The organism is Pandoraea pneumonica (assembly GCF_902459645.1).
Taxonomy (GTDB): Bacteria; Pseudomonadota; Gammaproteobacteria; order Burkholderiales; family Burkholderiaceae; genus Pandoraea; species Pandoraea pneumonica.
In genome coordinates, this window is record NZ_CABPSK010000003.1 from 140526 (window position 1) to 156859 (window position 16334).

General features: G+C 63.0%; 9 protein-coding genes. 3 read left to right on the forward strand and 6 right to left on the reverse strand.

What is annotated here, in order from left to right; translation table 11 throughout:
• Positions 1–159: 159 nt before the first annotated feature.
• A complete protein-coding gene (locus PPN31114_RS16105; RefSeq protein ID WP_150680549.1) occupies positions 160–2382 on the forward strand; it encodes an FUSC family protein in 2223 nt (740 codons plus the stop codon).
• 56 nt (positions 2383–2438) lie between these two features.
• Here PPN31114_RS16105 and PPN31114_RS16110 read toward each other — a convergent pair whose 3' ends face one another.
• The 5 genes from PPN31114_RS16110 to PPN31114_RS16130 form a co-directional block, all read right to left on the reverse strand.
• The gene (locus tag PPN31114_RS16110) at positions 2439–3077 is read right to left on the reverse strand and encodes a response regulator (protein WP_150680550.1); all 639 of its coding nucleotides are present in this window, start codon (positions 3075–3077) and stop codon (positions 2439–2441) included.
• Positions 3078–3483: 406 nt separating this feature from the next.
• A complete protein-coding gene (locus PPN31114_RS16115; RefSeq protein ID WP_246182595.1) occupies positions 3484–5073 on the reverse strand; it encodes an efflux transporter outer membrane subunit in 1590 nt (529 codons plus the stop codon).
• A gap of 136 nt (positions 5074–5209) precedes the next feature.
• The gene (locus PPN31114_RS16120) at positions 5210–8362 is read right to left on the reverse strand and encodes a multidrug efflux RND transporter permease subunit (protein ID WP_150680551.1); all 3153 of its coding nucleotides are present in this window, start codon (positions 8360–8362) and stop codon (positions 5210–5212) included.
• The gene (locus PPN31114_RS16125; protein ID WP_281350996.1) at positions 8359–11526 is read right to left on the reverse strand and encodes an MdtB/MuxB family multidrug efflux RND transporter permease subunit; all 3168 of its coding nucleotides are present in this window, start codon (positions 11524–11526) and stop codon (positions 8359–8361) included. The genes PPN31114_RS16120 and PPN31114_RS16125 overlap by 4 nt, the downstream gene beginning before the upstream one ends.
• 117 nt (positions 11527–11643) lie before the next feature.
• The gene (locus PPN31114_RS16130; protein WP_246182596.1) at positions 11644–13017 is read right to left on the reverse strand and encodes an MdtA/MuxA family multidrug efflux RND transporter periplasmic adaptor subunit; all 1374 of its coding nucleotides are present in this window, start codon (positions 13015–13017) and stop codon (positions 11644–11646) included.
• A gap of 541 nt (positions 13018–13558) precedes the next feature.
• Here PPN31114_RS16130 and PPN31114_RS16135 point away from each other — a divergent pair.
• Positions 13559–14308, forward strand: coding sequence for a response regulator (locus PPN31114_RS16135; RefSeq protein ID WP_449005503.1), 750 nt, complete (start codon positions 13559–13561; stop codon positions 14306–14308).
• A 137-nt stretch (positions 14309–14445) separates the two neighbouring features.
• Positions 14446–15720, forward strand: coding sequence for an ATP-binding protein (locus PPN31114_RS16140; protein ID WP_150680553.1), 1275 nt, complete (start codon positions 14446–14448; stop codon positions 15718–15720).
• A gap of 318 nt (positions 15721–16038) precedes the next feature.
• Here PPN31114_RS16140 and PPN31114_RS16145 read toward each other — a convergent pair whose 3' ends face one another.
• Positions 16039–16329 carry an H-NS histone family protein gene (locus PPN31114_RS16145; protein WP_150680554.1) on the reverse strand — a complete coding sequence of 97 codons (291 nt, stop codon included), beginning with the start codon at positions 16327–16329 and terminating at the stop codon, positions 16039–16041.
• Between the last annotated feature and the right edge of the window lie 5 nt (positions 16330–16334).

Here is a 16334-nt window from a genome sequence, read left to right on the forward strand (position 1 = left end):
GAAAACTCGGGCCGGTCGGCGTCACAGCACACGGCGGGCAGGCATGTAACCGGCAGTATCCCCTCTTCGCGCTACGCGGGCGTTCGGCTAGACTCCTGTCTGCGCCGTGCGCTACCCGCCGCGCGGCCGGCTTTGCAGCGGAACCCTCGCACCCGACGCATGGACTACCAGACCGATATCAAGAAGTTCCTCTATAGCCACTACTTTTTCACCGGCACCCGCCAAGCCTTGGGTGTCGTCTTGCCTGCGCTCGTATTGTTCTGGGGGCTGGATCAGCACCTGCTCGGCATCGAAGTCGCCTCGGGCGCGTTGTGCGCCAGCGTCGTCGACATCAACGGCCCGCTGCGCCACAAGCACACTGAATTGCTGAGTTGCACGCTGCTGGGCGCCCTCACCGTGCTCATCACCGGCATGGCCACCGCCGCCCAGCCGTGGCAACTCTGGCTCACCACGCTGATCCTCACGTTCGGCCTGTCGATGCTCGTGGTCTATGGCTTTCGCGCGTCGCTCGTGAGTTTTGCCTGCCTGATGATGATGGTGCTCAACGTCGAGGCCGATCTCACCCGCCATCAGGCCGTGCTCGATGCTGGCGCGGTGCTGATCGGTGGGCTTTGGTACACCTATTTCAGTCTGGTGGTTTGTCGTGTCTGGTGGTTTCGCATCGAGCAGCAAACGCTGGCCGAATGCTTCTTCGTCACCGCTCAGTATCTCGAAGCGAAAGCGGCGTTCTACGACTCGACGACCGATATCGACGAATGCTACCGAAACCTGATCGCCGCGCAGGTCAATGTCGTCGAGAAGCAGCAAGCCGCACGCGAAATCATTCTGCGCAATCTGCCCCGGCTGCGCACCGGCAGGCTGGAGCCTCGCCGCACGATGCTGTTCAATCTGTTCATCAACATCGTCGACCTGCATGAGGTGGTGGTGTCGGTGCACACCGACTATCCGATGCTGCGCCGCGAGTTCGCCAATCAGGACGTGCTCGTCTTCTTCCGCGACATGATTCGCAAGATCGCCGTCGAAGTCGATGCCATCGGCTACGCCATCGCGACCAATGAGCCGTCGCGCGCGCAGCGCAGTTGGCGCGCGGAATTCCGCGCTATCGAGTATGAAATCGACGCGATGCGCAAGCAGCAGTTGCCGCAGCAGGCACCCGAGGCGTATCAAGCCGTCACCAGCACGTTCCGGCGGGTGTGGAGCGCCACACGTGTGCTCGAGCGCATGCATCGCAATACGAACATCACGACCGCCGCCTCGGCCACGGAAATGCAGATCGATCAGGCGCTCGTGCGATTCACGTCCCGGCAGAGCTTCTCGCCCAAGCTGCTGCGCAAGAACCTGACATTCGCTTCACCGAGTTTTCGCCACGCGTTGCGCGTGACAATCGCGATCACCGCGGGCCTCATCATCTGCGAGAACTGGTCGTTACTCGCTGGGCAAGCCCATAGCTATTGGGTGCTGCTCACGATCATCGTGATTTTGAAGCCCGGCTTCAGCCTGACGAAGCAGAAGAACGCCCAGCGTCTGACCGGCACGCTGCTCGGGTGCGTGAGCGTGCTCGTCATTCTGTCGTTCGTGCACAAGCCGTGGGTGCTGTTCGCGCTGATGTTCTTCTGCATGGTGATGGGCAACAGCCTCTCGCTGTTCAACTACGGCTTGTCTGTGGTGTTCATGTCGTCGTACGTGCTGCTGCTGTTCCACTTCCTGCTACCGGGCTCGTTGTCGGTCGTGGGCGAGCGCGCTATCGACACGTTGATCGGCTCGGCGGTCGCCTTGGTGTGTTCGTATCTGTTCCCCTACTGGGAATACCGCCTGATGGGGCCGTTGATCCGGCAAGCGGTGCAATCGACGCGAACTTATCTGGAATCGTGCGTCGGTCGTGACGGCGTACGCGACGATCTGGCGTATCGCATGGCGCGCAAGGACATGCATATTGCGTTCGGGAATTTTGGGGCGGCGTTCAAGCGGATGATGCTCGAACCCAAGTCGAAGCAAGTGTCCGTCGGTGAGCTCAACGACTTGCTGGTGCAGAACCACGTCATGGCGTCGTACATCACCGGCATCTCCGACGTGCTGCCGCGTCAGATCGCTGCCGACAAGAGCGGAGAGCTTGGGCAAGTCGTCTCGGCCATCAGCGACTTGCTTTCGCAGGCGGTCGCGGCCCCTGCCGCCTCGGTGCCCACCGACGCGCAAGCGGCCAGCGAGGCGATGCGCGACTACACGCGCCGTCTGGACGCACTCGTCGTCACGCAAGAGCAGCAAGCCGACGCCCCCGACGCCAGCGTGCAAGAACTCAAGCAAGTGGTGCATCAACTCAAACAAATGCTGCGCGCGGGCGAGCTGATTCTGCGCGATATGCGAGGTATTCGGCTGCCCGCTTGAGTCTGATGCGTGAAAGGTGTGGATGGGTTGCTGTGAGTGAGCGAGCGGGCGTCGAATCAGGTGATGCCCGTTCGCGTTGCGTAGTGATAGAGATCGACATCGCGATCCAGCCCGAGCTTGCGCATGGCGTTGGTCTTTTGCGAGCTGACCGTCTTCACGCTGCGGCTCAGTTTGAATGCGATTTCGCTGATCGTCAGGCCCGAGACAAAGAGCCGCACCACTTCCACCTCACGCCCCGAGAGTTTCGACGCGTCGGCTTCGGCATCGTCGACCACCGAGTCATGTAGTCGTGTGGCCAACCCGGCGGGAATGTAGCGGCTGCCGTCCGCCACCACGCAGACGATATCGGCAATCGAACTCTGCTCGTCGAGCTTCGAGAGAATCGAATGCACGCCCAGTTTGAGCATGCCGCGCAAGATCGCCAGATTCTCCAGCATCGTGACGACGATGATCTTGATGTTGGGAAAGTACCGGCGCACGTAGCCGATCAGAAATAGCCCGTCTTTGAAGTGACCGCCGGGCATCGAGAAATCGGTGACCAGAATGTCGCACGGGGCCTTGGCCAACAAGGTCACCAACTCCGACGAGTTGGACGCCTCCCCTACCAGCTGAATCATCTCCCGCTCTTCGAGCAAGCGGCGTATTCCGTAACGCACAATCGGATGGTCATCTGCGACCACAACGTTGATTGTCATAGCGGCCCCCTCCTTGTTGTCATCTGGCAGAACTGCCGCAGCAACACGGCGCTTCGCGCCTGCCATCGCAGCGAAGTGGGGCCATTCTGGCAAAAGGGATTGGCGCGCCCCGCTGGGAGATTGCCCATAGGCAATTCACCAAAGCACGCTTGCTACGCGGTGTGGTCAACGCGCGGAATGTCCGGCCGCTGCCTCATAGAGCGGGCACTGCGGGCGAAAGGCTTGATTTCATTCGCTCGAACGTGAAAACACTCATGCCCGCCGGTGGCCGCTTTGTGCTACTCGCGTCACAGGGCGTCAGACGATTCGCGGCATGGGCTGCCGCGATTCTGAGCGCGAACTTCGGAATTAGCTTAAACACCAACGCGGAAAAAGGTGATCCCCCCCGCAGGTACTCGGAAACGGATCAGCCCGCCGACGCCCCCGAAGCCGTCGCGGGGGGATTCGGTGGGACGGCACCGTCCGGCGGCGTCGATGCACTCGGCGCGCTCGGCCCGCCGTCTTCCGGCGGCAAGCCATGCCAGCCACCGCCCAGCGCGGTCACCAGCAACACGTTCGCCGTGAACTGACGGCCAAGAATCGTCAGCGACGTACGTTCCGTGCTGTACGCCGTGGCTTGCGCCGTCAGCACGTTCTGAAAGCTGACCGTACCCGCCTTGTATTGATTCAGGATGAGTTGCAGCGCCTCGCGCGACGATTGCACGGCCTGCGTCTGCACCGTCGCCTCGCGGCCCAAATAGTTCAGCGCCGCCAGATTGTCTTCGACCGACTGGAACGCCGTGAGCACCGTTTGACGATAGGTCGCCACCTGCGCGTCGTAGGCCGCGATGGCCGCGTCGGTCTGCGCGCGACGCAGTCCGCCGTCGAAGAGCGTTGCGGCCAATGCCGGGCCCACCGACCAGAAGCGGCTCGGCAGCGTCAGCCAGTTGGCGAAGCTGCTGCTCTGGAAGCCACCGGAGGCGGAGAGCGAGAGCGTTGGGAAGAACGCCGCCTTCGCCACGCCGATCTTGGCATTCGCCGAGGCCACTGCGCGCTCGGCCGATGCGATATCCGGGCGACGCTCCAACAGTTGCGACGGCAGGCTGCCCGGCACCGTCGGCAACGCCGCACGCAGCGGGGCCACGCTCAGCGAGAACGCCGCGGGCGCCTTGCCGACCAGCAGCGCGATGGCGTGTTCCAACTGGGCGCGTGTCACCTCAATGTCGATGGCCGACGCCTGCGCCGATTGCAATTGCGTTTGCGCTTGAATCACGTCGGAGCGCTGCGCCACACCGACGGCGTACTGATTCTGCGTGAGCTTGAGCGTTTGCTCGTAGGCCGTGACGGTGCGATCGAGCAACGCCTTCTGGGCATCGGTTACGCGCAGATCGAAGTAGTTCTGTGCGAGCAGGGCTTGCGCAGACAAGCGCGCGTTCGCCAGATCGGCCGCACTGGCCGCCGCACTCGCGTCGCCCGCTTCGACCGAGCGGCGCACGCTGCCCCAGATGTCCGGCTCCCAGCTTGCCGTGCCCGACACGCTATAGCTATTTGACAGACCGCCTGCACCGGAGCCGCTCACCGCCGTGTTGCTCACACGCGAGCTGCTGCGCGTCACGCTGGAACTCGCGCCGATGGTCGGGAAGAACGCCGAGCGCGCCTGCGATGCCACTGCCAACGCCTGTCGGTAGTTCGCCTCGGCCACCTTGATGTTCTGGTTATTGACGTCGACCTGCGCCATCAACTCGTTCAGTACCGGGTCTTGATAGATCGCCCACCATTCGCCCTTGGCAGCGGCGTCGTTCGGCTCTGCGAGCTTCCAATCGCCGGTTTCCTTGAACGCGGCTGGCGTATCCATCTCCGGGCGCACGTAATCGGGCCCGACCGCACAACCCGCCAGCCAGAGCACCGCGCTCGCGGCCAGAAACGCGGCAGTACGGCGCGTGCGCAGCGATGCACCGGCACGTCCCGTGGCGGGGTGGCGGGCAGCGTTGACTTGACGATTCAGAGTACGGGACATGGCACGAGCCGGCTCATTGGCCGGGGCAATAGAGTCAAATTCGGGAACGGCCGCCGATGTGGCAAACCCGTCGGCAGGCAAGCGCGGTGTGGCCGGTGAGGTCAGCGACGCCAGTGACGTCGGTAACAAGCGACGATCAGCCATGGCTCACCTCCGCATCGCCGTGGCCGCGGGCACGCCAGCGCGCCCAGCGCAGCCGCACGCGGTCGAGATACAGGTAGACCACCGGCGTCGTATAGAGCGTCAGCACTTGGCTCACGAGCAGGCCGCCCACGATCGAGATACCGAGCGGCTGACGCAGTTCTGCGCCGTCGCCCGTGCCCAATGCCAGCGGAATCGCGCCGAGCATGGCGGCCATCGTCGTCATCATGATCGGGCGGAACCGCAGCAGACACGCGTGATAAATCGCATCGCGAGGCGCCATGTTCTGTCGCCGTTCCGCGTCGAGCGCGAAGTCGATCATCATGATGGCGTTCTTCTTCACGATACCGATCAGCAGAATCACGCCGATGAGCGCGATGATGCTGAACTCCGTGTTGAACAACAGCAGCGCCAGCAGCGCGCCCACGCCCGCCGAGGGCAGCGTCGAGAGAATGGTGAGCGGATGGATGTAGCTCTCATAGAGCACGCCCAGCACGATATACACCGTGAGCAACGCCGTCAGAATCAAGAACGGCTGCGACGAGAGCGCCGACTGGAACGCCTGCGCCGTGCCTTGGAAGCTGCCGTGCACCGACGTCGGCATGCCCAGACGCCCCACCGCATCTGCGATGGCCGCCTGTGCCTGCGACAGCGACACGCCCGGCGGCAAGTTGAACGAAATCGTGCTCGCCGCAAACTGCCCCTGATGCGAGACGCCCAGCGCCGTGTTCGTCGGCCGGTACTTCGCAAATGACGAGAGCGGCACTTGCGCGCCTGCCGAGGTCACGACGTAGATGTCTTTGAGCGACTCAGGGCTCTGCCACCACTGCGGCGCCACTTCCATCACCACCTTGTACTGATTGAGCGGGTTATAGATGGTCGACACCTGCCGCTGGCCGAACGCGTCGTTCAGCACGTTATCGATCTGGCTCATCGTGAGGCCAAGGCGCGAGGCCTGATCGCGATCGACATCGAGCGTGGTTTGCAGCCCCTTGTCCTGCTGATCGGTATTCACGTCGGCCAGAATCGGCAGCCGCGAGAGCGCGTTACGCACCTTCGGCTCCCACTCGCGCAGTTCCTGTAAATCGTCGGCCTGCAACGTGTATTGGTATTGCGCGTTGCTGGAACGCCCACCCACGCGGATGTCCTGCACTGATTGCAGATAGAGCTGCGCGCCCGGCTCTTTGGCCAGTTTCAACCGCAAGCGCGCAATGATCTGGTCGGCGGAGAGCTTGCGCTCGGACAACGGCTTCAACGTCACGAACATCGAGCCGCCATTGCGATTCGAGCCGCCGGTGAAGCCCGTGACCGTCGCAACAGCGGGGTCGGCCTGCACGATCTTGATGAAGTCGGCGAGCTTCTTTTCCATCGCCTGGAACGAGATCGCCTGATCGGCCTGAATGAAGCCGATCATGCGCCCGGTGTCCTGTTGCGGAAAGAAGCCCTTCGGCACCACGGTATAAAGCCAGACGTTCAGACAGATGGTCGCGAACAGAATGATCAGCATCAGCGGCCCGTGGCGCAACGCCCACGACAGCGAGCGCTCGTACTCGCGCAGCATCGCGGCGAACATGTGCTCGGTCCAGTCACCCATGCGAGTCCAGATCGACGGACGGCGTGGCGCTTCGGTAGCCAGCGGTGCAGCGCCTTGCGGCACGCCCGGCGCCGGTTTCCCCTTGAGCAAGCGCGCGCACATCATCGGCGTGGTAGTGAGCGACACCACCAGCGACACCATAATTGCCGCCGAGAGCGTCACCGCGAACTCACGGAACAGCCGCCCGACAATGCCGCCCATGAGAAGCAGCGGAATGAACACGGCCACCAGCGAGATACTCATCGACAGCACCGTGAAGCCCACTTCGCGCGTGCCCTTGAGCGCCGCCGCAAAGGGACTTAAGCCCTCTTCGATATGGCGAGAGATGTTCTCCAGCACGACGATGGCATCGTCGACCACGAAGCCTGTCGCAATGGTCAGCGCCATGAGCGACAAGTTATCGAGGCTGAAGCCGCACAGATACATCACGCCGAACGTGCCGATCAGCGAGACCGGCACGGCCACGCTCGGAATCAACGTCGCGCGCCAGTTCCGCAGGAAGAGGAACACCACGCCGATCACGAGCGCAATGGAGATCAGCAACGTGCGCTCGACTTCACGCAGCGACGCGCGAATGGTCGGCGTGCGGTCCATCACCACATCGAGGTTGATGGCCGCAGGAATCGACGCCCGCAAGTTCGGCAGAATGGCGTTGATGCCGTCGACCGTCTCGATGATGTTTGCGCCCGGTTGCGTGGTGATCACCAGCAGCACGGACGGCTTGCCGTTGGCCGAACCCGCGTTGCGCAGATCTTGCACGGAGTCAACGACATCGGCGATATCGGCCAGACGCACCGGGCGACCGTTCTGATAGCTCACGATCACCGGCAGATATTCCTTGGCCGTCTTCGCCTGATCGTTCGCGAGAATCTGCCAGCGGCGGTCGCCGTCTTCGAGCGCGCCCTTCGGCCGGTTTGCGTTCACCGCCTGAATCGCCGTGCGCACCGTCTCGATGGGGATCTGATACTTATTGAGCGCAGTCGGATTGAGTTCGACACGCACGGCAGGCAACGAACTGCCGCCCACGGTCACGTCGCCCACGCCTTCGAGCTGCGAAATCTTCTGCGCGAGGATGGTCGACGCCGCGTCGTACATCTGGCCGCGCGTCATGCTCTCGGACGTGAGCGCGATGATCATCACCGGCGCGCTGGCCGGATTCACCTTGCGGTACGTCGGATTGCTCGGCAGCCCCGTCGGCAGCAGGCTGCGGGCGGCGTTGATGGCGGCCTGCACGTCGCGCGCCGCACCGTTGATGTCTCGGTTCAGATCGAACTGCAACGTGATGCGCGCCGAGCCGAGCGAACTGCTCGACGTCATTTCCGTCACCCCGGCAATGCGCCCGAGCGAGCGTTCGAGCGGCGTCGCCACGCTCGCTGCCATCGTCTCGGGGCTGGCGCCCGGCAGCGAGGCCGAGACGGAGATGGTCGGGAAGTCCACTTGCGGCAACGGCGAGATCGGCAGCAGGCCGAACGCGACAATGCCCGCGAGCGTGACGCCGATCGTCAGCAGAACGGTGGCGACCGAGCGCCGGATGAAGACGGCCGATAAGTTCATCGCGTCTGACCGTCCGGGGTGTCGACGACGCTCGGGCCGCCATGACCACCATGGTCACCGTCGTCCGACGGGCCAAAGCGTCGCTCGCGCCACGCACGGGCGCGCAGCGCCAGACGATCGAACCACAGGTAGATCACCGGCGTGGTGAAGAGCGTCAGCACCTGACTGACCATCAAGCCGCCGACCATCGTGATACCGAGCGGCTGGCGCAATTCGGAGCCGACGCCCGAGCCGAGCATCAGCGGCAGCGCGCCCAGCACGGCCGCCATCGTCGTCATCAGAATCGGGCGGAAGCGCAGCAGACACGCCTGATAAATCGCCTCGCGCGGCGCCATGCCGTGCTCGCGCTCGGCCTCCAGCGCGAAGTCGATCATCATAATGGCGTTCTTTTTCACGATACCGATCAGCAAGATAATGCCGATGATCGCGATGATGCTGATGTCGTTGCCCGAGACCATCAACGCGAGCAGTGCGCCCACGCCAGCCGACGGCAGCGTCGACAAAATAGTAATCGGGTGGATATAGCTCTCATAGAGCACACCCAGCACGATGTACATCGTTACCACGGCAGCAAGAATCAGCCACAGCGTGTTCGATAACGACGCCTGGAACGCCTGCGCCGCCCCTTGGAAGGTCGTCTGCGTGCTGATCGGCAAGCCGATGGACGCTTCGGCGTCGGTAATCGCCTTGACGGCATCGCCGAGCGATGCGCCCTTCGCCAGGTTGAACGAGATCGTGGCCGCCGGGAATTGGCTCTGGTGGTTGATCGCGAGCGGCGTGGGTTTCTCGATAATCGTCGCGAACGATGCGATCGGCACCTGCACGCCGGTGGTCGAGGCCACGTAGATGCCCTTCAACGCATCGGGGCCGCGCTGGAAGTCGTCGGCCACTTCGAGCACCACACGGTATTGCGAGGCCTGCGTGTAGATCGTCGAAATGAGGCGCTGACCAAACGCGCTGTACAACGTCTGATCGACGGCCGCAGGCGTCACGCCCAGACGGCTTGCCGTGTCGCGATCGATCTCCACGTACGCCTGCAAGCCATTGACCTGCAAGTCGCTCGTCACGTCGGCCAGTTGCGGCACGTGCTTCAACTTGTCGACCAGCTTCGGCACCCAAATGCCCAGCGTGTCGAGGCTCGGGTCTTGCAGCGTGAATTGATACTGCGTGCGGCTGATGCGGTCTTCGATGGTCAGATCCTGCACCGGCTGCATGTAGAGCGAAATGCCCGGCACGCGCGCCACTTCGGGTTGCAGGCGGCGGATCACTTCCGAAGCGTCGAGCCCGCGCTCGCCCTTCTCTTTCAGGTTGATGAGCAAGCGGCCGCTATTGAGCGTGGAATTCACACCATCCACGCCGATGAACGACGACACGGATTCGACGGCTGGGTCTTTGAGCACTTCCGACACGAGCGCCAATTGCCGCTCACCCATCGCGGCGAACGAAATCGACTGCGGCGCTTCGGAAATCCCCTGAATCACGCCGGTGTCCTGCACCGGGAAGAAGCCCTTCGGCACCCACATATAGAGCAGCACCGTGAGCACGAGCGTGCCGAGCGCAACAAACAGCGTGGCGGTCTGACGGTCGAGCACCCACGTGAGCCACTCGCCGTACTTCGCGATGATGCGGTCGAACATCTCGCCGGTCTTGCGATAGAACTTGCCCTGCTTCTCTTCCGGCACGTGGCGCAGCAGCTTCGCGCACATCATCGGTGTGAGCGTGAGCGACACCACCGCAGAAATCAGGATCGAGACCGCCAACGTGACCGCAAATTCGCGGAACAACCGGCCCACGACGTCGCCCATAAACAGCAGCGGAATCAGCACCGCGATCAGCGAGAACGTGAGCGAAATAATCGTGAAGCCGATCTGCTCGGCACCCTTGAGCGCGGCCTGTAACGGTTTCTCGCCCTGCTCCATATATCGTGCGATGTTCTCGATCATCACGATGGCATCGTCGACCACGAAACCGGTCGCGATGGTCAGCGCCATCAGCGTGAGGTTATTGATCGAGAAGCCTGCGAGATACATCACGCCGAAGGTGCCAATCAGCGAGAGCGGCACGGCCACACTCGGAATGATGGTGGCCGAGACGTTACGCAAGAAGACGAAGATCACCATCACCACGAGGGCGACGGCGAGCACCAGTTCGAATTGGACGTCGGAGACCGAGGCGCGAATCGTCGTCGTGCGGTCGGTCAGCAGTTTCATGTCGATGCTGCCCGGCAGCGAGCCCTGCAACTGCGGCAGCAACGCCTTGACCTTGTTGACCGTCTCGATCACGTTGGCGCCCGGCTGGCGCTGCACGTTCACGACGATGGCCGGCGTGGTATCGGCCCACGCGGCCAGCTTGGTGTTCTCGGCACCGTCGATCACATCGGCGATGTCGGACAAACGAATCGGGCCGCCGTTCTTATAAGCGATGACGAGATTGCGGTACTCGTCGGCCGACGCCAGTTGATCGTTCGCGTCGATGGTCGATGCGCGCAGCGGGCCGTCGAAACTCCCCTTCGCCTGATTCACGTTGGCCGCGGCAATCGACGTGCGCACGTCTTCGATATTCAGCCCGTACGACGTAATGGCGCGCGGGTTGACCTTGATACGCACCGCCGGGCGCTGCCCGCCCGAAATGCTCACCAGACCGATGCCCGGCAACTGCGAGATCTTCTGCGCCACCCGCGTGTCGACCAGATCCTCCAGCTTGGGCAGCGGCATGGTCTTCGACATGATCGCCAGCGTAATGATCGGGGTGTCCGCCGGATTCACCTTGCTGTAGATCGGGGGCATCGGCAAATCGCTGGGCAGCAGGTTGCTGGCGCTATTGATGGCCGCCTGCACCTCCTGCTCCGCAACGTCCAGGCCAAGATCGAGCGAGAACTGCAATGTAATCACCGACGCGCCGCCCGAACTCGTCGACGACATCTGATTGAGGCCCGGCATCTGACCGAACTGGCGCTCGAGCGGGGCCGTGACCGACGACGTCATCACATCGGGGCTAGCGCCCGGATACAGCGTGACGACCTGAATGGTCGGATAGTCGACCTCCGGCAGCGCCGAGAGCGGCAGCAGCCGGTAGGCGACGAAACCGGCGAGCAGAATCGCCAGCATCAGCAACGATGTGGCAACCGGTCGGAGAATAAACGGGCGGGACGGATTCATTGGCAGCGTCGGGGGTGCTTCTCTATGGGCGGCGTGCGCACGGGTGCCGGGCTCTGCATCGCGTGCGCTGTGTCGGTCAGGAGGGCGGGCAGGAGGGTGAGCAAACTCACGCCCGATCGCCCCTTAGTGCGCCTGACGGCGATTGCCGCCATTGCTGTTGCGCTTCTCGCCCGGCTGACGCGGTGCGGTCGCCGCCGCGCGGCTCTCCGCGGTAATCACTTCCACCTTGGCGCCATCGCGCAGCTTGTCCATGCCGTCGATCACGAGCTTCTCACCCGGCTCGATGCCCGATTCCACAGCAACATTGGTGCCGTCGGTGGGTCCGAGCTTCACGGTCTTGAGCTTGACGGTCTGGTCCGCCTGCACCGTGTACACAAAGCTGCCTTGCGTGCCGCGCTGCACTGCGGCGCTCGGCACGAGCGTGGCGTCCTTGAGCGTGTCGACCAGCATCTTCACGTTGACGAACTGGTTAGGGAACAGCATGCCTTCGGTGTTCGCGAACGCCGCCTTGAGCTTGACCGTGCCGGTCGTCGTATCGATCTGATTGTCGATGGAGGCGAGCTTGCCGCTGGCCAGCTTGATCTTGCCGGCGCGGTCGAAGGCTTCCACCGGCAGGGTTTCCCCGGCGCGCGTGCGCTTGACCACGCGCGGCAGATTGTCTTCGGGGATGGTGTAGACGACTGTGATCGGCGTGACTTCGTTGATGATGACGATGCCGTTGGTGTCCGAAGCGTGGATGATGTTGCCCGGATCGACCTGACGCAGGCCGGCCAGCCCCGAGACGGGGGCCGTGACGCTGGCGTAGCTCAATTGCAGGCGGGCATTGTCCAACTGCCCCTGATCGGCCTTGACGGTGCCTTCGTATTGTTTGACGAGCGCGCGCTGGGTATCTACGGTTTGGGAAGCGATCGAGTCTTGCTTAAGCAGCGTCTCGTAGCGCGCCAGATCGAGCTGCGCATTCTTGAGCAGTGCTTGATCGTGGGCCAACTGCCCTTCTTGCTGCGTCACCACCACTTGGAACGGGCGCGGGTCGATTTCAGCGAGCAACTGGCCTTCCTTGACCATGTCGCCTTCTTTGAAATGCACCTTCATCAGTTGGCCGTCCACGCGCGAGTGCACGATGACGCTGCGCGTCGGCGTGACCGTACCCAGTCCGTTGAGGAACACCGGCAGGTCGCCCTTCTTGGCCTCGATCGCCGTCACCGGCGTGGCTGGCATGCCTGCTGCCCCCGGCGCCCCGCCCGGCGGGCCACCCCGGCGGCCGCCCTGCTGGGCCGGCCCTTGGGCATTTTGATTGTGCACGCGGTAGTAAACACCCCCAGCGATGAGCACCACGATCAGCCCGATCACGCCCGGCACGAGCCAGCGGCGCTTGCGCGAGGCCGGTGGGGTCGCCCCCATGTCGCGGCGCGCCCCGGCGGCGGGGGACGTGGGCGGCACTGACGAACGACCGGAATCGTTCGGTTGGTCGGAACCGTGGGGACCGTGCTCGGTCATGACTTCCTCGTAACAACGGAGTGTTTAGCGGATTCGTCCGGTGCGGACGACGTTATTTTTTCTGATTGCTGCGGCGCGGCAAACCGGCTGGGAGAATGCCCAGCCCCATGCCTTGCCGAAATCGGCTGATCAGCATAGCAGACGGACATGACACCTTTGTGCGGCGATACCAAAAAGCGGTCAACGCCGTAAGTGACCCGGCACACGGGAGATGGTTCGATGTCTGGCGATGCTTCGCAGACCTGTCTATTCTCGTGAGCCGCGCCTTGCAATGCCTGACCGCAGCGTTCTCGTCATGCGTCTGTCGCAGGCTTGCCATGCGTGTGAAGCGGCATGCAAGCGGCGTACAGCGGCATTTAGGCCGAGAAAGTGCGGCTGGGTGTGCGTGGAAGTGGTGATGCGCAGACAGTGCGAAGCTTAAAGGATGGGCGCGGATTTCGTGCGCCGATAGGACAGGCTCTATTATTACGCATGATTACAGGTGACCAACACTGTAATGCCCGGAAACAAAACGCGTGCAAAGCCGCACGGGGAGGCCACTATCATGACGACACAACCTGTCAAAGCGAATATGAAGATTCTTGTTGTCGACGACGATCCCGATTTGCGTGACCTGCTGCGTGAGTATCTCAGCCGTCACGGCTTCTCTGTGGCTGTGATGCACGACGGCGACGGACTGGCCGCACGTCTCGAGCGCGAACGCCCTGCGCTGATCGTGCTTGACCTGATGATGCCCAAGGTCGATGGTCTGACGGCGCTGCGCGATTTGCGCGCTCGCAATGACGACGTGCCCGTCATTCTTCTCACCGCGCGCAGCGACGAGATCGACCGCATCGTGGGTCTCGAGATCGGTGCCGACGATTATCTCGGCAAGCCGTTCAGCCCGCGCGAGCTGCTCGCACGCATCAATGCCGTCTTGCGCCGTCGCAAGTCGCCCGATGCCGCCGTGCCCGAGCAGCGCGAGAACTACACCTTCGGGCCGTTCGTTCTGGACTTCCGCAGCCGCACGCTCACGCGCGACGCGCAGTTGCTCACGCTCTCCGACGGCGAATACGGGTTGCTGCGTCTGCTGGTGAATCACGCCATGCAGGTGCTCTCGCGCGAACGCATCATCGAATTGCTTTACGGCGCCGACAGCGACGTGAACGATCGCGGTATCGACGTGCAGATCTGGCGCCTGCGCCGCCTGCTCGACGAAGACGCACAAAGCCCGCGCTTTATCCAGACCGTGCGCGGGCGCGGTTACATCTTCGTACCCGACGGCCAGCGCGCCGATATGGCTGCCGGCTAACACGCCGCGGCCCGGGTCGGTTGTGACACCGGCGTCGTACGCTATTTCCCGAAGCCTCTTATTAGAGAGGCTTCGTCCATCGGTCTGGCAAGGACTCCGGCAATGCTGTTTAACCCGGGCCACATGCGGAGCCCCGCATGAAAGGCCGTTTCGATACGCTGTTCGGCCGTCTGGCGCTGCTCATCATTGCCGCGCTGGTCATCAGCCATTTCTCTTACTTGACGATCCTGCGCAGCGATCACGACGATACGCGCGTACAGAACGCCGCCGAGCAGATGGCGTTCATCATCAAGGCCGCCGCCGAGGTCCATGAAGGACACTCGGAACTCATGCTGCCCGATCTCGTGCAGGTGGTGCCCGCCACGTTCGCCCATGGCGATGTGTTCGAACCGCCGACCAAGACGGCGAGACTCACGACCGAACTAGCCCGCCGCTTGCCGGCCGGCACGCAGTTGCGCGTGGAGCGCACGCCGCCGCCGCGTATCTGGGCGCGTCTGCCGGGTCGCGATTACTGGATTGCCACGCCGGTGCTTTCGGTGCGCAACCCGCCTGGCACCGCCACGATCCTGCCCGGCCTCGCGGCAGTGCTCGGGATCACGGTCATCTTTGCCCTGTTCGCCGCCTGGCAATTGCAACGGCCCGTGCGCGATATGGCCGCCGCCGCCGAACAACTGGCCACCCATCGCATTCGCACGCCGGTCAAAGAGCGCGGTCCGCTGGAAGTGCGCCAACTCACCGAGCGCTTTAACCGGATGAGTCACGACATCGTGCAAACCGATCGCGAGCGCAATACGATGCTCGCCGGGATCGCCCACGATCTGAAGACGCCGCTCGCACGGCTGCGGCTGCGCGCCGAGATGCTCGACGATGTGCAGATGAGCGAGGGCATCACGCGCGACGCTGAATCGATGACGCGCATCGTCGACCAGTTCCTGCTGTTTGCACGGGGAATCGAATCGGATAGCGCCGCCTCGCCGGTAGAGGCGCGCATGCAGTCGTTGATTCAGCCGTTCCTCGATCAGGGCTATGCGATCGAACTGGATCTGCAAGCGGGCCCCAGCTTCAAGCTCAAGCAGACGTATCTCGAGCGCATCGTCAATAACCTGCTCGATAACGCCGTGACTTATGGGCGCGCACCGATGGCGATTCGCACGTCGCAGGACGCGAGCGGCTGGCAGTTGGTCGTGGAAGATAGCGGCCCGGGCATTCCCAACGAAGACATCAACCGAATCATCCGCCCCTTCGTGCGGCTGGACCCGGCGCGCGGCGGCAACGCGCACTGCGGGCTGGGATTGGCGATCGTCGACAAGCTCACGCAACAACTGGGCGGACGCGTTTCGTTTAGTAATCGCCCCACAGGCGGGCTGCGGGTGACGCTGATGTTCCCGCCGGACGATCCGGGGGCGCAGTAGCCTGCGAAACGTCGCACGTCGCACGACGCGCTCGGGGCAGACGTCCCATTTGAACCGCCCATGAAAAAACCCGCCGTCCAAGACTGGACGGCGGGTTTTGTTCATTACGGGCACTGCATCACATCAAGCCACAGCCAGGCGATCCGGGTTGGGGGGCAATGCGACTACTGGGCTGCTGCTTTACTGCTCTCAGGGACACGGCGAAGATGGCGCAGCGCGACGTAAGTGACAACATCGGCACAACGTCGCATCCGGCTCCCCGTTCCGCCTTCCCTGGCATGTGACCGGCAATGCCAGTCCGGCAACTACACCGGCTTATTACTTGATCAGGAACTTCTCTTTGTTCTTGCCAATCCACTTCGGTGCGCGACCACGGCCCGACCAGGTTTCACCCGTCGCCGGATTTGCGTATTTGGCGGCGAGCGGTGCGCGCGTTGCGCGGCGACGGCCATCGGTCGTGGCAAGGCCAAGATCCTTGGCGGTCAACTCGTACTCTTGAATCTTTTGCTTCAGTTCCGCGATGACCTGCGAAACTTCCCGTGCGCGAGCTTCGTCGGCTTGCTTCTCGAGCTTTTCGATCTGCGCGCGAATTTCCTTATAGTTTGCCATCTGGC